General features: G+C 60.8%; 30 protein-coding genes. All 30 read left to right on the top strand.

The window, feature by feature from the left end; all coding sequences use genetic code 11:
- Positions 1–6: 6 nt before the first annotated feature.
- The 30 genes from ED655_RS12170 to ED655_RS12030 all read left to right on the top strand — a co-directional run bounded on the left by ED655_RS12170 (position 7) and on the right by ED655_RS12030 (position 16807).
- Positions 7–210 (top strand): hypothetical protein, encoded by a 204-nt coding sequence (locus ED655_RS12170; protein WP_122050388.1) that lies wholly within the window; start codon positions 7–9, stop codon positions 208–210.
- Complete coding sequence (locus ED655_RS12165; RefSeq protein WP_162993508.1) at positions 207–863, top strand: transposase; 657 nt, start codon at positions 207–209, stop codon at positions 861–863. The genes ED655_RS12170 and ED655_RS12165 overlap by 4 nt, the downstream gene beginning before the upstream one ends.
- Complete coding sequence (locus ED655_RS12160) at positions 860–1060, top strand: hypothetical protein (RefSeq protein ID WP_122050386.1); 201 nt, start codon at positions 860–862, stop codon at positions 1058–1060. The genes ED655_RS12165 and ED655_RS12160 overlap by 4 nt, the downstream gene beginning before the upstream one ends.
- Positions 1057–1257, top strand: coding sequence for a hypothetical protein (locus tag ED655_RS12155; protein WP_122050385.1), 201 nt, complete (start codon positions 1057–1059; stop codon positions 1255–1257). Before ED655_RS12160 ends, ED655_RS12155 begins: the two co-directional genes overlap by 4 nt.
- A complete protein-coding gene (locus tag ED655_RS12150) occupies positions 1254–1784 on the top strand; it encodes a hypothetical protein (protein WP_122050384.1) in 531 nt (176 codons plus the stop codon). Before ED655_RS12155 ends, ED655_RS12150 begins: the two co-directional genes overlap by 4 nt.
- The gene (locus ED655_RS12145; protein ID WP_122050383.1) at positions 1781–2080 is read left to right on the top strand and encodes a hypothetical protein; all 300 of its coding nucleotides are present in this window, start codon (positions 1781–1783) and stop codon (positions 2078–2080) included. Before ED655_RS12150 ends, ED655_RS12145 begins: the two co-directional genes overlap by 4 nt.
- Complete coding sequence (locus ED655_RS12140; RefSeq protein WP_122050382.1) at positions 2067–2345, top strand: hypothetical protein; 279 nt, start codon at positions 2067–2069, stop codon at positions 2343–2345. Before ED655_RS12145 ends, ED655_RS12140 begins: the two co-directional genes overlap by 14 nt.
- A complete protein-coding gene (locus ED655_RS12135; RefSeq protein WP_122050381.1) occupies positions 2342–2620 on the top strand; it encodes a hypothetical protein in 279 nt (92 codons plus the stop codon). The genes ED655_RS12140 and ED655_RS12135 overlap by 4 nt, the downstream gene beginning before the upstream one ends.
- Positions 2617–2907, top strand: coding sequence for a hypothetical protein (locus ED655_RS15615; protein WP_162993507.1), 291 nt, complete (start codon positions 2617–2619; stop codon positions 2905–2907). The genes ED655_RS12135 and ED655_RS15615 overlap by 4 nt, the downstream gene beginning before the upstream one ends.
- Positions 2908–2923: 16 nt before the next feature.
- Positions 2924–3547, top strand: a complete 624-nt coding sequence (locus ED655_RS12130) for a DUF3164 family protein (protein ID WP_162993506.1) — start codon at positions 2924–2926, stop codon at positions 3545–3547.
- 9 nt (positions 3548–3556) lie between these two features.
- Complete coding sequence (locus ED655_RS12125; protein WP_122050379.1) at positions 3557–3862, top strand: hypothetical protein; 306 nt, start codon at positions 3557–3559, stop codon at positions 3860–3862.
- A complete protein-coding gene (locus ED655_RS12120; RefSeq protein ID WP_122050378.1) occupies positions 3859–4335 on the top strand; it encodes a gp16 family protein in 477 nt (158 codons plus the stop codon). The genes ED655_RS12125 and ED655_RS12120 overlap by 4 nt, the downstream gene beginning before the upstream one ends.
- Entirely contained in the window at positions 4332–4700 is a 369-nt protein-coding gene (locus tag ED655_RS12115) for a hypothetical protein (protein WP_122050377.1), read from the top strand. The genes ED655_RS12120 and ED655_RS12115 overlap by 4 nt, the downstream gene beginning before the upstream one ends.
- Positions 4697–4942: a hypothetical protein gene (locus ED655_RS12110; protein WP_122050376.1), complete on the top strand. Its 246-nt coding sequence runs from the start codon at positions 4697–4699 to the stop codon at positions 4940–4942. Before ED655_RS12115 ends, ED655_RS12110 begins: the two co-directional genes overlap by 4 nt.
- Positions 4942–5322: a hypothetical protein gene (locus tag ED655_RS12105; RefSeq protein ID WP_122050375.1), complete on the top strand. Its 381-nt coding sequence runs from the start codon at positions 4942–4944 to the stop codon at positions 5320–5322. The genes ED655_RS12110 and ED655_RS12105 overlap by 1 nt, the downstream gene beginning before the upstream one ends.
- Positions 5323–5385: 63 nt before the next feature.
- Positions 5386–6093: a glycosyl hydrolase 108 family protein gene (locus tag ED655_RS12100; RefSeq protein WP_122050374.1), complete on the top strand. Its 708-nt coding sequence runs from the start codon at positions 5386–5388 to the stop codon at positions 6091–6093.
- 85 nt (positions 6094–6178) lie between these two features.
- Complete coding sequence (locus ED655_RS12095) at positions 6179–6562, top strand: hypothetical protein (RefSeq protein ID WP_122050373.1); 384 nt, start codon at positions 6179–6181, stop codon at positions 6560–6562.
- A gap of 15 nt (positions 6563–6577) precedes the next feature.
- Positions 6578–6964: a hypothetical protein gene (locus ED655_RS12090; RefSeq protein ID WP_122050372.1), complete on the top strand. Its 387-nt coding sequence runs from the start codon at positions 6578–6580 to the stop codon at positions 6962–6964.
- The gene (locus ED655_RS12085) at positions 6961–7272 is read left to right on the top strand and encodes a hypothetical protein (RefSeq protein ID WP_122050371.1); all 312 of its coding nucleotides are present in this window, start codon (positions 6961–6963) and stop codon (positions 7270–7272) included. Before ED655_RS12090 ends, ED655_RS12085 begins: the two co-directional genes overlap by 4 nt.
- Before the next feature lie 3 nt (positions 7273–7275).
- Entirely contained in the window at positions 7276–7923 is a 648-nt protein-coding gene (locus ED655_RS12080; RefSeq protein ID WP_122050370.1) for a DUF3486 family protein, read from the top strand.
- On the top strand, positions 7920–9485 hold the full coding sequence (locus ED655_RS12075) for a hypothetical protein (RefSeq protein WP_240993646.1): 1566 nt from the start codon (positions 7920–7922) through the stop codon (positions 9483–9485). The genes ED655_RS12080 and ED655_RS12075 overlap by 4 nt, the downstream gene beginning before the upstream one ends.
- Positions 9482–9712: a hypothetical protein gene (locus ED655_RS12070; protein ID WP_122050369.1), complete on the top strand. Its 231-nt coding sequence runs from the start codon at positions 9482–9484 to the stop codon at positions 9710–9712. The genes ED655_RS12075 and ED655_RS12070 overlap by 4 nt, the downstream gene beginning before the upstream one ends.
- Positions 9712–9942: a hypothetical protein gene (locus ED655_RS12065; RefSeq protein WP_122050368.1), complete on the top strand. Its 231-nt coding sequence runs from the start codon at positions 9712–9714 to the stop codon at positions 9940–9942. Before ED655_RS12070 ends, ED655_RS12065 begins: the two co-directional genes overlap by 1 nt.
- A gap of 4 nt (positions 9943–9946) precedes the next feature.
- Positions 9947–11713, top strand: a complete 1767-nt coding sequence (locus ED655_RS12060; protein ID WP_122050367.1) for a DUF935 domain-containing protein — start codon at positions 9947–9949, stop codon at positions 11711–11713.
- Between the two features lie 3 nt (positions 11714–11716).
- Positions 11717–13015: a phage head morphogenesis protein gene (locus ED655_RS12055; RefSeq protein ID WP_122050366.1), complete on the top strand. Its 1299-nt coding sequence runs from the start codon at positions 11717–11719 to the stop codon at positions 13013–13015.
- Positions 13016–13198: 183 nt separating this feature from the next.
- The gene (locus ED655_RS12050) at positions 13199–13669 is read left to right on the top strand and encodes a phage virion morphogenesis protein (RefSeq protein WP_240993645.1); all 471 of its coding nucleotides are present in this window, start codon (positions 13199–13201) and stop codon (positions 13667–13669) included.
- A gap of 231 nt (positions 13670–13900) precedes the next feature.
- The gene (locus ED655_RS12045; RefSeq protein ID WP_122050364.1) at positions 13901–14893 is read left to right on the top strand and encodes a phage protease; all 993 of its coding nucleotides are present in this window, start codon (positions 13901–13903) and stop codon (positions 14891–14893) included.
- Positions 14883–15356, top strand: a complete 474-nt coding sequence (locus tag ED655_RS12040) for a hypothetical protein (protein ID WP_122050363.1) — start codon at positions 14883–14885, stop codon at positions 15354–15356. The genes ED655_RS12045 and ED655_RS12040 overlap by 11 nt, the downstream gene beginning before the upstream one ends.
- 13 nt (positions 15357–15369) lie before the next feature.
- Positions 15370–16314 carry a Mu-like prophage major head subunit gpT family protein gene (locus ED655_RS12035; RefSeq protein WP_122050362.1) on the top strand — a complete coding sequence of 315 codons (945 nt, stop codon included), beginning with the start codon at positions 15370–15372 and terminating at the stop codon, positions 16312–16314.
- Positions 16315–16318: 4 nt separating this feature from the next.
- Complete coding sequence (locus ED655_RS12030) at positions 16319–16807, top strand: HI1506-related protein (protein WP_122050361.1); 489 nt, start codon at positions 16319–16321, stop codon at positions 16805–16807.
- Positions 16808–16816: the final 9 nt, after the last annotated feature.

The following is a 16816-nucleotide window of genomic DNA, read 5'->3' as shown; positions in this document are numbered from 1 at the left end:
CCGGCGATGAGCAAAGACAAGACGATCCAGCCACCCGCCCGCACGAATGAAGAGGTCAAGGAGCGCTATTTCGCCCTGACCGACCGCGTGCAGGTCAAGGTCGATATCGCGCCCGAAGCCCGCAAGGTGGTGCGTGATTTCGTCAACAGCCTTGCAGACGATCTGACGATCGGTGACGTGCGTGAAGCCCTCGAGGAGGCATGGTCATGAAGGGAAAACGTGAGAGGTTCACACCCCGTCAGCGCCTCGTGCTCTGGCTCATGAACGAACACGCTCGTGTCGTATTCCGCGCAGGAGTGCGAGCCACGATGTGGACAATCGAGGAGGATGGAACAGTCACGATCAGTGGCTGCTTCCCGATCCGGGAGGCACTGCTCAATCGTGCGCTTATCGAAGCGACGGGGGATTGCTACCGCCTGACCTCGGCTGGCGCCACTGTAGTGCGCAATCTGAAGCGCGTTCCAGTGCTGCTGGAGCAGACGAAATGCCCCGAAAGCCTGACCATGCTGAGCGAGGAGCAGATACAATCTGTCTCGGGCTGGTTCCCGGTCATCCGGGGTGGCAACCCGCGACAGAACGACCAGCTGGTGCTGAGCGGCATCGTTCATGTTCTCAGGCATAATCTGCTCTGGGGCGCGGCCCCCCGGATCTACGGTACCGAGCGTCAGCTTCATAGCCGTTTTGTTCGCTGGGGCGCGCTAGGCGTGCTCGACCATGTGTTCGCCAATCTGACCGAGCGCAAGCACGATCGCCTGCAGTTGGTCGTGGATGACGCAATGCTCGCCCGCAACGGAACCAGCCGCATGGGTGCCCTGCGCGGCTGGTTCCCCACGCTCCTTCCGGTAGAGGAGATCGCGGCATGATGACGCCGATCGAACACTTGCCCGCGCGTGACAAGCTTGCCGCTGTCAATCGGGCGCTGTCCTTTCATCGTACTATGCCGTTCGGTCTGCACAAAACACCTGAACGGCTGCGAATGATCGCCGAACTGGAGGCTCTGCGCAGTGTGGCGATCGCGGCCACCCGCTTGCGCTTTCCCGAGCCGGGAGACGTGCAATGATCGACGCCGTATGCGGGCTGATGGTGCTCTACCTCATAAGCATAGCGGTCGTCCTGATCGGCTTGGAACAGCTGATGGCATGGATCCGATGCCGCAAATTGCAGGCCAATCTCCGGCTGCTCGATGAGCTTAATTCCCAACCTGAAACGCAGACCTCGGCCGATCGCGCCCGGCATGCGCACGGAGAAGAAGCATGACCCACGAAGAGAAGTCGGAGCGCCCGGCATTCCGCTCACGGGAAGAAATTGAGATGGAGATGGGCCGGCTTCTTACGCATGGCGTGCGTGGACCGAATGCCGCCATGCAGGTCGTGCATCGTATCTTCGAGGAAGTGAGGGAATTTGGCGCGGCAGAGCAGCGTCACCGAGACGAAGGGGAAGTAAAGCCGGTTGGTCGTGTAACCGGCCATTGGGCTGACTTAACTCCCAAGTTTGACGGTTGGGATACCGGCGTTCTCCTGGCGATCGGCACCCTCGTCTATACCCAGCCCGCCAATGTCGTCTCGATCAGGCGCAGGGTAGAAAAGCTCGAGCTGCGCATGGCTAGCCTCGAACCTGCTTTGAACCTCCCGGAGTATCGAGCCCTGGTCGCTTCGAATGTCCGAGAGCAGTGCGCAAAGGTATTGGATGAAGCGGCTTCCAGCGCAGCGGCGGCGGGCGACGCTTACCTTGAAAACATTACCCGCCAGTGGGCTTCCGCCATTAGAGAGGTCGGCACGCCATGATCCTCTCCCCGCGCGACGCCATGCTCGCCCGCCTCAAATCCTGCGCCGAGGGCACGATCTTCGAGCAGCAGGAGCGCTTGGAAGGCACCGCAATCGCCATCCGGCAAATGATCCGCAGCAATGCTCCGAATGCCAATGCCTCGGAGCTTGCGATGATCGTCCGCCGCTCTCCCGATGCGTTTTCCGGCACCTCTGCGCGCCGCGCAGTCGTGGCTGAATTCTTCGACTCTTTTCCTGACGATCTGCCCGCGGTGCGTATCGCGGAAGGTCTGGAGAATAATCATGCGCAAGCTTGATATTCCGAACGCTCCGCCCGGACCTGGGATGGGGCAGGAGCTTGTCCGTCTCGGGACGGATATGCTCGCCCTTAAGGGAACGATCACTGCCGCCGAAATGCGGGCTCTGGCCAAGTATCTGACCCAGGCAGGTGCCCGTCACCAGAGCGTGGTGAATGCCGCCAATATCTTGTCGGCGAAGGACCGTCTTAATCGGACCTTTCGGCCTCATGAAGTAACGCGTGATGGTCTCACGCTCATTCCAGTGATCGGGGTGGTGTCATGAGCGGAAAGACTGACTTTCTCCAGCTCTGGAAAAAGGCATGCAGCGGCACGTCATTCGCGCAAGACGACGTGTCTGAACTCCTGCGCAAGCACGCCATCTCGACGCTCGTGAAGCAGCCGCCGGGTCGGTCTGCCATGGAAACGGCAGACCGTATCCGCGCCATGATCAAACGCAATCAGGGTGATCAGGAACAAGCACGGATTGTTGTCTCGTTCCTCTCATCCGTGCCGGCAAGCACCCCCATCAAAACAGTAGTGGGAGGGCTTTGGATATGAGCGGGCATGTTCTGATCGATCCGGCGCCGTGGCTCGATGAGATCGAGACGCGATGCCGTCAGATCGCTGGTCAGCAAAAGCCTGTTGTGGCGCTCATCGACGCGCTGGCCCCGGAGATCAGCAGGCTGCGCGATCTGGCCGGATCAACAGCGCTCGCCGACCGCGAGGCAATCGAGGCCTCACTCAATATCGCTGCCGCCTCCGTTGCGCTCGTCTTCACCGTTGCTGCGGCCGCTCAATGGGCATCCCCTTATACCGATGACCACCACAATGCCACCCGTCACTAAACAAGGAATTCCCATCATGAACACGCTCAACAAAGCCCCCGTCAAAACGATCCCGGATGCCTCGGGGCGTCAGGTTCCAGTCAACTGCATCCGTGCTTCCACGGTGCTCCAGCACGAAGTGGCCGAGAAGATCCGGGACCATTTCCGTGAGCTCGCTGAATTCACCAAGGACAAGAAGAAGCAGATCTTCGAGGAAATGCAGGCATACCGTGATCTGCTCGCGCAGGAATACGGCTTGCGCTCCGGCGGAACGCGGGGCGGTATGACGATCCGCACCTATGACGCCCATACCGAGATTAAGCTCGAGGAGCGGGATTATTATCGTGTCACTCCTGAGATCACGATTGCCCAGGCACTGATTGGCAAGATCCTGGATGATCTGACCGAGCAGGCGAGTGGGGATCTGCGCGCAATCGTCATGCGGGCGTTCGACACGGACAAAAGAACCGGCCAGCCGAATGTCGGTTCAATCCTGAAGCTGAAATCGATGGTGATCGATCACCCGCAATGGCCGGAAGCGAGACGTGCTCTGGAGGACTCTCTGGTTGTGATTTCCTCCAAGTCCGCCGTCACGTGCCATGTCCGCCCCGATCTGGATCACCAGCGTGAACAGCTCGTCGTCGATTTCTCAAGGGTTTGAGGGCGTATTATGAGCGTTTTCGACAAGATCTCAGAATTTTCATCCACTGTGGCGACCGTGGCATTTGTTGCATTCGGCGGGACTGTGATTCTGCTCGCCGTGAACGCCGCGAATGCGCGTTTAGCGCAAACCTCCGAACTCATCACGGAAATGGTCAAATCCGGCGCATCGCCAATTGAGGCCGCCTGCGCGATCGGCCGTATCGATCACGATGCGCCTATCTGCGTCATGTCGCTCATGAGCGCGACCCCAGCGGATGGCCCATTGCCTGAGACGCTTTCGCCTGGCGGCGATCATCCGGGAGATCCGACATGACCCGCCGCCCTCATTTCGTGCAGCACGTTTCGGCCAATCCCGGCCGGAACGTGATTTACGCCAAGTTGCACATCGCCCAGAAGGAACTTGGCCTTGACGAAGATAGCTATCGGGACATCCTCCAGCGTGTGGGCGGCTCCTATCACGCCAAGGACATGTCTATATCCGGTCTTGAAGCGGTCTTAGCGGAGTTCAAACGCCTGGGCTGGAAGCCGAAGCCGGGAAAGCGCCGTACCCCTGAAAGCATCAAGGGGCAGGTGCGCATGATCTATGGTATATGGGGTGATCTCGAACCGTATTGCCGTTCCTCGGACAAGCTGGCTGCCCTTCGCTCTTTCGTTCAACGCCAGACAAAGACCGCTGCCAACCCTCAAGGCGTATCTGCTCCCGAATTCCTGGACGCTGCGCAAGCGACCAGAGTGATCGAGGGGCTGAAGGATTGGCTCCGTCGCGAAAAGGAAAAGCAGGCATGATGTTCTTCAAGCGCAGACGCGACAGGCGTGCCTTTTGGCTAATCAGTGGTCAGGGCGGAAGGCCGGACGGATCGCGGCCGACACCAAAACAGCTTATGGGCACGAGTGAGACTCATGTGGTGAGGCGCAAGTCGCTCCATGATCGGCGCGTAACAGAACAGAGAATCCATGCCCTGGAGGTGCGCATCCGAGAACTAGAAGCGGATGTTGCTGAGGGGCTGGACGCTGTGCTCTGCGTTGCATCATACGCGCTCGGCGCCTGCCGGGGCACGGGCAGCTCGTGGAACTTCGGTGCCGTCGAGGCGCATGATAAGGCTGAGCGCATCGCGGAAATTGTCCGTCGTCTTAGGGCAATGCACCCATGAGCGAGACCCTTACTCGGATCGAACGCGCGCATCTCGAAACCCTCGAAATGGCCACGCTGGCTCTCAGGCGCCGGATAAGTGCGGCCCTGGCATCAGGGCTGGACGACAATCGTGGCACACTCGAAATCAGGATTGGTGAAATGCAGGCCATCCTCACCGTTATGGCTGAGCATGGCGAAGTGTCGCAGGATGCATGCAGCGCACACGCCAAGAATTTTTATGAAGCTTTGAAGGTGCGCTGATGACCGTTCCTGCTCCTGCCCAGATCGAGTTCCTTGCACGTGCCGTTGGCGATGACATCGCCTTGACGTTCATCGAGCAAACGGCAGGGCAGCGGCTGAAGGTGCCCTATCGGGCAGAAGGAAGCCGGATAGAGCTTCTGTATGGCGAGGATATCGCCCGCGCTCTGTGCAAGGAATATGGCGGCACGGAATGGCATGTGCCCACGTGCAGGGATTGGCGCATCAGGTGCTACCTCGCGCTTGGCCTCTCCAGCAATGATATTGCCGCCCGTGCGGGCGTCTCTAACCGCGCTGTCTTTCTTTCTTTGAAAAAGCCCTATAATGGGCAAAAGGCAATCCGCCCGCGTTTGGTGGATGCAAGGCAGCCTGACCTGTTCTGACGGGTAGACGTGCTGAAATCCTTCAGCCTCTCCCATGATCTCGCCCCCCCATAAAACGGGGGCATGCGAAACAACTTCCCCCTCATCGCCCAGTTCACCTCCTCCTGCGAGGGGCTTTATCAAGCATCGCCCAGTGATGCCGGGAACTGGACGAGTGGGCAGCTGCGTGTCGGTCGCTTGGTCGGCACGATGCGTGGGATTTCCGCGCCCGTCATGGTCCAGTGGTGCGGTGACGCCAAGCTCGTCACGGCCGAAACCATGAAAACGATCTCCGACGCCACATTCCGCGCCATTTATTCGGCGCTCTACTGGCGTCCGGTCGCGGGCGACGATCTGCCGGGCGGCATCGATCTGATGCTCGCCGATTTCTGCTTCAATTCCGGCGTGCGTCGCGCATCCAATCAGCTTCAGCAGATCATTGGCATGCTCAAGGATGAGATCGACGGCAATATCGGCCCTGAAACGCTCGCGGCCCTTGCGGCAGTAACGCCCCAGACGCTCGCGCCCTGGATGCGTGCCCCTTATGCCGAGCGCCTGCAGAAAGATCTCGGCGTCACGCCGGACGGCAAGATCGGCCCGGTAACGCTCGACGCTGTGGTGCAGCAGGGGGCGGTGATGCGCATGGTTGTCTATGCCCTGGCTGGTCGTCAGGAACTGGCCTATCGCAGTTTTGAGAGCTTCAACATTTTCGGTTCTGGCTGGCTGACGCGGCTCGATGCCCGTCTGACACGCGCTCTTGAACTCCTCGAACCCCAACGCGCGATCGCGTGACGGTCATACCGTCGCGGACGCGTGGCGGCATGGATTTGATTGATAGGCGTGGACGGCGCGCTGATAAAATCCCCGGAGCCCTTCCATGAACTGGAAATCTCTTCTCTCGTCGCTTTCCTCGACCATCCTTTCCGTGGCGCAGCCTCTTCTGGGCTCGATCATCGCGGGCAAGGCCACGAAATACCAGGACATCGCCCAGACCGCCGTTCGAAGCGCCATCACCAAAATCGACGGTGGCATCGACCAGCTGGCTGAGAGCTACAACAAGTTCCGCGACGACAATCCGGTCTATGTCGAGGCGCAGAATGAATTCCTGGGTCTCGCGAAAGACGCCGGGATCGTGATCCCCGACCTTGCTGTCGTTCAGACGCATCTGAAGGCCGCGATCTTCGATCTGGCGACTGGCTTCTTTCCGAATGCCCGTTTGACCAGCTCTGACTCTCCTTCGCCCGCTACTCCGACCGCCTGACGGTCAGATCGATAGATGACCCCTCAGACGCCCGCCGGATCAGTCGTTCAGGCCGCTGCGGCGGGTGCTGCTGCGGGGGCAGCGAGCAGTCCGACACTCGTGATCATTCTCCTTACTTTCGCCCTTTTGGCGATCGGCTTCTCGATCGTCGCCAATGTCGTCGTGTTCGGTAACCGTCGCCGCATTGAGCATTTCGAGCGCCGCGTGATCGAGCAGAATGATCGCATCACTGAAGAAATGGCGAAGCGTGACCGGCTTTTCGAGCAGGAATTTCAGGCGCGGCGGGATTCCGACGATCGCACCGCCCGCGCGATCGAGGGGCTGACCCACAACCTCAAATGCTACAGCGACCTCGTGGTGGTGATCGTCCGAGGTCATATGGAAAAGAAAGACGTTTCATGAACGCCGTTAAACGTGCCCTCGAAGAAGATCGTCGCTGGTTCGTCCTGGACGCGGTTGCGCAGATGGAGACCCGCACGCTCAATGAGCAGCTGATCCTGCGCATGATCCACGGCATGGGGCGTCCCGTGAATGCTGAGGATCTGCGAAACGATCTTCTGCTCTTGGAGCGCGCCTCTTGCGTGCAGATCGAGAAGCTGGCGCGCCCCACTGGTGGCGAGCTCTGGGTCGTGACCCTCACTGCTGAAGGGCTGGAAGTCCGTGACTGCGTGCGCGTCGTCCACGGCGTCGCCGCGCGCAAGCCGCTCTGACCCATGGCGAAGCGGCCACAACCACCCAAACCGAAGGGCGACGGTGCGCCTAAGCCGAAAAGACGCACGGGCTATACCGCAAGCCGACCTTCCTCTGTGGACAAGCTCCCTTTGGAGATCCGTGACGAGATCGGCCGCCTGCGCGGTGAGGGCTACACGATCGACGAGATCCTCGCAGCGTTGCGGGAGCTCGATGTCGTTACGATCAGCCGCTCGACCCTTGGGCGGCACGTCAAGGGTATGGAGAGGCTGGGAGCCAAGCTGCGGCATTCCCGCAATATCGCCGAAGCTCTGGTGCGCCAGCTGGGCGATGAGCCGGCGTCACGCGCGGCCCAGCTCAATATCGAGCTGCTGCACACCACGATCACTGAACTCTTTCTCGCCCAGAACGGGGACGGTGAGATCGATGAGGACGGCAAGGCAGCTCTGAACGGCAGCCCCGAGGGCATCATGCTTCTCGCAAAAGCCATGGATCACCTGACCAAATCAGCCAAGGCGGATGCGGAATACACGGCGAAGATCGAAGCCAGGGTAGAAGCGCGCTTCAAGAAACAGGCTGAAGCGGGCCTGGCCGCTGTCGCACGCGAGAAAGGTTTCAGCGCCGAGAACATGGCGTTCATCCGACAGCAAATTCTGGGAACGTCGAAGTGAAGCCAGAAAACTCCCCTCTGCTGCCCTATCAGTCCCGAGTGATCGAGGAAGTGCTGTCGCACAACATCACGGTCATCGAGAAATCGCGCCGTATCGGTATCTCATGGGTGCTCAGCTGGCTGGCGGTTACTGTAGCAGCGTCCGCGCCTTCAGGGGGCGGAATGGATGTCTTCTACATGGGCTATGAAAAGGAGATGACCCGGCAATTTATCGATGATTGCGCGGATCACGCGAAGATCCTGCTTTCGGCGGCGGTAGAGGTTTCGGAAGAGCTGTTCGTCAATGATGAAAGGCCCGAACAGTCCATCAAGGCATTTCGCATCGAGTTCGCTTCAGGGCACAAGATCCTGGCGCTCCCATCTGTAGCCCGCGCATTCCGGTCCAAGCAGGGGCTGGTTATTCTGGATGAAGCCGCGTTTGTGGATGATCTCAGGGCGGTCATCAAGGCGGCTCTCGCCCTGCGCATCTGGGGGGCGAAAATCGTCATCCTCTCGACGCATAAGGGGGATACAAACCCTTTCAATTCGCTCGTCGAGGAAGTGCGTTCGGGACGCAAAAAATATCACCTCATGCGCATCAGTTTCGAGGATGCGGTGGCGCAGGGTCTCTATCGCAAGATCGCAGCCAAACAGGGTATTACCTGGACGCAGGAAGGCGAAGAAGCATGGAAAGCCGAAATTCTGGACGAATTCGGGGACGATGCCGACGAGGAACTGCACGTCATTCCCTCTCCTTCGAGTGGCACCTATCTTCCGCTCGCTCTTCTCGAAGCCCGTACGGATCGCAATGCAGGGGTTGCCCGCTGGCAGTGTGACGCCCAGTTCGCACTTCAGCCTGAGATGATCCGCTCAGGCGAATGCGCGAGATGGTGTGTCGAGGCTCTCCTGCCGCTGCTCGATGCGCTCGATCAGAACACGCCACACGTCTTCGGAGAGGATTTCGGGCGATCGGGCGATCTCACTGTCATCTGGCCGCTTGCGATCGATGCCGGCATGAAGCGCCGCACGCCGTTCACGATCGAACTGCGCAATGTGCCCTTCGACCAGCAGCGCCAGATCCTGTTTTTCGTGCTCGATCGCCTGCCGCGCTTTCGGGGCGGCAAGATGGATGCGCGCGGCAATGGCCAGTATCTGTCCGAGGTCACTGTGCAACGCTACGGTGCGCGGGTCGAGGCCGTCATGCTTTCCGAGAGCTGGTATCGCGAGAACATGCCGCCAATGAAGGCGGCGCTGGAAGACGACAGTTTCAGCCTGCCCAAAGACCGCGACACCGTGGATGATCTGCGCAGCATTCAGATCGTGCGAGGCGTGCCGCGCATCCCTGACAGCCGCACGGCGAGCAAGACAGGTAATCGTCACGGTGACGCGGCGGTAGCAGCCTGCATGGCCTATGCTGCAAGCCGCGCCGATATCATCGAATACGCGTTTGAGCGCGTGCCATCCCGGCCAGGTTCGCTCGACGGGAAGGTCAATCCGAATGCATGGCCGATCGAGCGCGAGATCGAGGCCGAGCGCCTGGGGCAACGTGAGGACGCTCTTGGCCTCAGAGGGAGGGTCTTTTGAATTCAGCATCCATCATTGCGCTCAGTGCGATCGCGGCCGCCATCCTCGGTTTCGGGGTCTATGTCATCCACCTGGCACGCGGCGCGCAGGCGACAAAAGAGGCCAAGGAAGATGCTCGGGACACCGAGCAAGCGGCCAACACGCAGCACGCCATGGATGCGGCCCAGATCCAGGTGCAGGCCGACCCCGACGCACTGGAGCGTAGCCTGCAGGACGGAACATTCTGATGCGCGCTCTTCTTCTGGGTCTGTGGTGCGCATGCGTTGCCCTCAGCGCCTGCACGCCTTCCGCACCCTTGCAAACCTGCACGATGCTTGTGGCCTATAGCCGCCAGGATGACGAAGCACTGCTGGCCGAACTCGCAACCCTTCCCAGAGATCGCTATCCGCAGCTGCGTCGCTACCTGACCGACTGGCACGCTGCGCGCACCTCGATGCGACGCTGCACGAAAGGCTGAAACGATGAAGCTGCTCGACCAGTGGGGCAATCCGATCCAGCCGGCCAGGCTCAGCGAGCCTGTGGCGGGACCGGATGTCTTTGGCAACCGCCCGGCCATCATCAGCACGCCCATCATCGGCCTCGATCCAGAGATGATGGGTGCGGCCATGCGCGCCGCCGATCAGGGGGATTCGCTTGCCTGGCAGACCATTGCCGAAACGCTCGAGGAGCGCGATCTGCATTATCTGGGCGTGCTGAATACGAGAAAGCGCACGGTCGCCCAGCTGCCGATCACGGTCTCGGCCGCGAGCTCCGACCCCGAGCATGAGAAGCACAAGGAATTCATTGAGGCCTGGCTGCGCGATGAGCTCGTGGCGCACATGCTGTTCGATATGCTTGACGCGATCGGCAAGGGCTGGAGCGTTCATGAACTGACTTGGGCGCTCAATCCGGGGGAGAACAGGATCGTCGATGCTGTGTTCCGTCCCCAGCGCTGGTTCGATGTTTCGAATCAGGACGGCAGCACGATCATGATCCGCGAATTCAATTCTGCTCCCATGCCGGCCGTGGTGCCTGGAGGCGTGGACCAGATCGGGTTTGTTGCCCTCGATCCGCGCAAGTTCGTCGTCCACAAGCATCCGAGCTGGTCAGGCCTGCCTTTGCGCAGCGGACTGACGCGGGCCGTCGCCTGGGCGTCGATGTATAAAGCCTTTGCCTCGCGTGACTGGGCCTTGTTCGTCCAGGCTTATGGCCTTCCAATTCGCATTGGCAAATACGGTGCGGGAGCGAGCTTTGAGGAGAGAAGCGTGCTCAAGCGCGCAGTCTTCGATATTGCAGGGGGTGCGGCTGCCATCATCCCCGAGAGCATGCTCCTGGAGATCCTTGAGCCGAAGAACGGCGCCGGGGCGAATGACATCCACCAGCGTCGTTGTGAATACCTCGATGCCCAGATGAGCAAGGCAGTCATTGGCCAAACGGGCACGGCGGACAGCAAGCAGGGTGCGCACGCTTCGGGTGCAATCCACCGCCTGGTCCAGGAAGATATCGAGCGGGCCGATGCCCGACTAGCATCGCGCACGGTCAATATGCAGATGATCGAGCCCATGATCGCCATGACGTTCGGGCCGCAGAAGGCCTATCCCAAGATCTCGATCGGCCGCCCTGATGAAGTGCCGATGGATATCGTCACTACAGCCTTGCAGTGGCTCGGTCCGCAGGATCTCAAGGTCAAGGCGTCCGATCTGCGTCAGCGTTTGGGCCTTACAGATCCAGAAGAAGGCGATGAGATCGTGGGCGGTCGCGCGCCTACGCCACCTCCGACGCCGCCCCATGATCTGGGCGCGCGTATCGATCCGGCTGAGGATCGGCCCGGAACAGCGCCTCCTGCCACCATCCGCGATCTGTCCACCGATGCAGAGGGCAAGTCTGTCACCGCCAGTGCGCGACCGGTCCAGACCCAGGCGACGCGGCACAGCGCTCTGGACCACGAAGCGATTGGGCGTATGGTGCATCGCTTCACGCAGGCACAGGGACCGGGCATGGTGACAGCACTTTCAGAGAGCAATGCGAAAGCGGCCGCCCATGCCATGGAAGCGATGAGCGCGCCTGCACGTGAGGCATTTGGCAAGGCAGAGAGCTTCGAGGAGCTGGATGCCATGCTGAAAGATCTCAAGCTCCCCAGCGACGAACTGGCCGAAGTCATGGCCAAGGCCATGCTCGTGGCCGAGCTCGCGGGTGAGTCGACGATCCTCGATCATATGATGGCGCAGCCGGCAAAAGGCCGCGCCTGATCCATGGCCGATGACGATGCCACCCTGAAGGCGGTCAGGCTCCCACCCAATGATGCGCTTGCCTATTTTAGGGGCAAGGAGAACGTCTCTACGGCGCGCTGGACCGATCTGTGGCATGAGGCCCATGCACGTGGCTTCATGGTGGCGGGAGCGGCGGCCGAGGGGCTTCTGAAGGATCTGCGCGCCGCCGTTGACAAGGCGATCAAGGGCGAGATCGTCTTCAAGACGTTCCAGAAGGAGTTTGAGGCGATCGCCGAGCGCCATGGCTGGAAGTACAATGGCGAACCCGGCTGGCGGGCTCGGATCATCTACGACACCAATATGGCCACGGCCTATTCAGCCGGCCGCTATCGCCGGATGTCCCAGCCCGTCGCGCGGCAGCTTTTCCCTTATTGGCGCTACAGGCATCACACCTGTCCCCATCCGCGCGTGCAGCACATGGCCTGGGACGGGATGATCCTGCGCAATGATGATCCCTGGTGGAATACGCATTTCCCGCCCAATGGCTGGCGTTGCCATTGCGATGTGGAGGTGGTGGCCCCTGACGAGCTGGAACGTAATGGGTGGACCGTCTCCGACTCTCCCAAGATCGAGATGACGCCCTGGATCAATCCCCATACTGGCCAGGTGCACCAGGTGCCGGTCGGGATCGATCCCGGCTTTGGCTACAACCCCGGCAAGGCGTGGGAGGATAACGAGGCGGCACGTGTGGGGCGTCCAGCGCCGGTGCTCGTGCCGGAAGGGCTAGTCAAGTTTCCGCAAGATGCGGCCCATCCCCTGGCGCCGCAACCCGAAGAGGCACGTCCGGATCTGGCGCGGCCCAACCCGCTCTCGCCAGAGCAGCGGCGGGTTTCCCAGCGCAATGCAATCGATGCTTTCATGCGTATGCCTGTCGGCCGTGCCGAGGTAGGAACGGTGCCTGAGAAGGCGCGCCAGGCATTGGGGGCGGCGACATCACATGTCCTGCTTTCGGAAGAGACGCTGACCAAGCAGAACCTGCGTCATCCTGAGATCTCGGCCGAGGAATACGGCAAACTGCCCGATATCCTGGCAGCCCCCCATATCATCGCGCAGGACGGCGCGCGCCGTGTCGTGTTTTTCCGACGTGACGGGAAGGATTACCGAGCAGCCCTGAAAACCACTCAGGACGGCAGCGAGACCTATCTGGTGTCGTTCCATCGCACGGAACAGGTCGCCATACGGCGCGCGCTCAAGCGCATGACGATCCTCGACGGATCGGTCGAGGATTTGCTTGGCGCCGAGGTGACGGCGAAATCCGATATGGAAGAGGGCGGGGAATAGACGACGCGCTGGAGGGGCCTGCCAGGGAACCCCTCAAAGCGATCCCGGCTCCTGCAAGAGAGGCCGGTCCTACGGCAGGCAGAATATCACCGTGTCTCAGCGCGTCGCCCAAGATCGTTATAGCCGAAAGAAAGGCCGAGTTCCACCATGGCGAGCATTACCATCACAGGATCGTTCCAGCCGATGCGCGAGGCGCTGACGCGGATCGCTGCGATCGGGCGCGATCCCCAGCCGGTCCTGGCGGCTGCTGCACTGCCCTTGGAACGAAATGTTCGACAACGCTTCGACACCGGCACCGACCCGAAGGGGCTGAAATGGGCGGATTACGCGCCGCTCAACCCGCTTTATGCCGAAAACAAAAAAGGGCCCGGTATCCTGAATGAAACGGGAGAGCTTCGGCGGACCATCACTTCAGTAGTCGAGGGGCATGCGATCGTCATCGGTTCGCCGTTACCCTACTCGACCATCCACCAGTTCGGCGGCATCATTCGCGCGAAGAATGCGCAGGCTCTGTTTTTCGTGATGGGCGGTCATGGTATCAAGCGCCAATCTGTCAGTATTCCGGCGCGACCCTATCTGGGCTTCTCAAGCGAGGATCGGGAGGTGATCGTCAGCACGCTCCAGCGTTTTTTCCGCGAGGCTGTCTCCGGGTGATCCATTGCCGTTTTAAGACGCGTCTAAAACGGTTTAAAACGGGGTAGCAGCCCGCTCACCTTCTGCTATCGTCCGAGTGGGGCCAAAACGCCCCAAGGCTCTCCTGAAGGGCGTTATACGAAGAGGCATCCAAAGCCGCCTCATCTCCCCGAGTTTCCGATACCGATCGGCCTTTGGTGCTGAAATCCTTCAGCATCGTTTCGGGATCGCGCGCAGCGCATTCTGTGCGCCATGACAAAGACCGTCCAGATCACACCCGCGCTGAACGCGCCTCCACCGGGCCAGGTGCCTGAGTGGATGCACGTCCTGCCTGCCGGTCGCTTCACCGGTCGCAACGGGGTTGGTCCGTTTGTGCTTGATGACGCGCAGGCCGTGATCCAGGCGTCCCTGGCAGATGGAAAGATCGCAATCGATGTAAACCACGCCACAGACCTCAAGGGCGCGCGGGGTGAGCACGCCCCGGCCGTCGGCTGGATCTCAGCCATGGAAGCGCGGGCTGATGGCATCTGGGCGAAGCCGCAATTCAACAAGGCCGGTCGCCACATGATGAGCGAGCTCGAGTATCGCGGCGTCTCGCCCGTGATCGACAGCGCTCCCTCGGGCCGTGTCCAGCGCATCCTGCGCGTGGCGCTCACCAACACGCCCAATCTCACCCTCACCACATTGCACAGCTCACAGACATCGGAGACGAGCATGGACCCCGAAGAGATCCGCGCGCTTCTGGGGCTCGCCCCTGACGCGACGGACGATGAACTGCGCGCCGCCCTCAAGGCAGCGGGCTCGCGCACCACGTTGCATTCCACCATCGCCGGTGTCGTGGGCGTGCCTGCCAATACGGATCAGGCCGCGCTTGTCGCCGCCCTGACCAGCAAGATCGGCGGCGATAGCGCGGCTGTCTCGGCTCTCAAGGCCCAGCTGGAGACAATCCAGAAAGAGCGCTCGCAGGATCAGGCATCGCAGATGTTCGACAAGGCTGCAGCCGAGGGCGTCGTGATCACCCAGGAGATGAAGGAGAGCATCGTCACGCTGCACAGTAGCGATGCAAAGCTCGCCGCCAATATCGTGGCATCCTGGCCGCGCACGCACCTCAACAAGGGTAGCGTCACGATGCACTCCGCCCAGGCGAATGCCTCGGGGGGTGAAGTCTTCGAAAGCCTCGCCGCCGGTTTTGGCATCGATGCCGCCGACCTGAAGAAAGCGATGGGGGATCGTCATGGCGCTTGAAGCCGATCGCTCCCTTGTGCGCCTCATGGTCGCGCGCGGCCCCGTATTCGGATATGAGGTCGCTGCCGGATATGTCGTCTATCGCGGTTCGATCACCGCGCTGCTGTCGGATGGTACCGTCATTCCTGCCGGTGTTGCGGCACCTGCCGGTCTTACGGTGGTTGCCAATATTGGGCTGGCGAGCCAGCAGCAGAACAATATAGCGAACCAGAACGTCGTCAGCCCGAATTATGGTCCCGGCCCGGTTGAGATCGATCGCGGCACCTGGGCGCTCCCATTCGATGAAGCCCCCTCCTGGGCAAATTACGGCGCGTCCGTCTATGCGATCGACGATCAGACGGTCTCACTCAGCGACGGATCTTCGCCCGCATCGGGCAACACCCCGGCTGTCGCCGCCACGCGTCTCAAGATCGGTGTTCTCGTTGGTTTCGACGAACGCGGCATGCCCTTCGTGACGATCTAAGGACCAGAAAGCCATGCAAATCACAGGCCCTAATATTGCTGCGCTTTCGACCGCAGTCAGTCTTGCCTTCAACAAGGCGATCGGCACGGCGCCCTCGCGCTACAGCCGCTTTGCCCAGGTGGTCCCTTCGGAAGCCGGCGAGAATTTCTATCCTCGTCTCCCGGAAATGCCGGGAATGCGCAAATGGATCGGCTCACGTGAGATCCATCAGCTCTCGACGATGCAGCAATATGCCATTCGCAACGAGACCTATGAAGAAACCATCGCCATCAAGCGCGAGGATATTGCGGATGATCGCTGGGGCGTGTTCATGCCCTATATCGAGCAGCTCGCGCTGGATGCGGCTGAGCTCCCCGACCAGCTGTGCTTCGGAGCGCTGGAGAACGGCACGAAGACGACCTGTCTTGATGGGCAGTATTTCTTCGACACCGATCATCAGGCGGTGAATGCGAAGGGACAGCTCTTCACCTATTCCAACATGGGCACTCCTCTCGAAGGTGAGACGGGCGGTGCCGCCTGGTATCTGCTTTGCACGACGCGCGCGCTCAAGCCGATCATCTTCCAGAACCGCAGCCCGTTTACGGTGACGGCACGCACACGGCTGGACTCGGACAATGTGTTCGAGAACCGCGAATTCCAGTGGGGCGTGGATGGTCGTTGCGCAGCAGGTGTCGGGTTCTGGCAGTTCGCCTATCGCTCGACCCGTCCGCTGACCATTCAGAGCTTCGGCGATGCCAAGGCCGCCATGGCCTCACTGTGTCGTGCGGATGGCACCCCCTACGGGATCGTGCCGGATCTGCTCATGGTGCCGAGCAACCTCGAACAGGCTGGACGCACGCTGCTCAAGGCGCAGTTGGCACCGCTTTCGGCGGGCAACAACTTCGCGACCGGTACGAACCCGTGGATCGGTGCCGCCGATCTGATGGTCGCCGAGCGTCTTTCCCAGCTGAACGGATAATCCCATGGCCAAGACACCCACGCGCGTCCAGTCGGACGCCCATGACAAGACCCCTGATCAGGAAGCTCCCATCCAGGGCGCGAATGCTCCCGGCGCCGAAACTCCCGTGCCGATGCATCAGGAGGCCGAAAGCCATCCTCCCGCTGATGAAGGCGGGGCGAGGATCATCGGCGGTGCCGGTGCAGCGGGAGGGTTTCACGACTCTCTGCGCGACACGCAGACCCATGAATTCGGCGGAGACGGACATACGCTGACCATCGGTCATGGACATCCCCACGGTGAACGCAAGGTAGTCGGGCGCATCCTTCTTCCTGAAGGCCGCTCCCGCCCTCTTTTTGCCGGCGATCTTGTGATCACCTGCCAGGAGCCGGGCTTCCGCCGTGCGGGTGTCGCGCACCCTGCTTTTGCCATCCATGACGAAGGCCGCTTCTCGCCGAACCAAATCGACCTGCTCCGTAATGAGAGCAAGCTGACGGTTGTCGAGATCGGCTGAGCAAAGGAG

It is taken from the genome of Asaia bogorensis (assembly GCF_900465345.1).
Classification (GTDB): Bacteria; Pseudomonadota; Alphaproteobacteria; order Acetobacterales; family Acetobacteraceae; genus Asaia; species Asaia bogorensis_A.
This window is presented reverse-complemented; position numbering and strand designations above follow the sequence as displayed.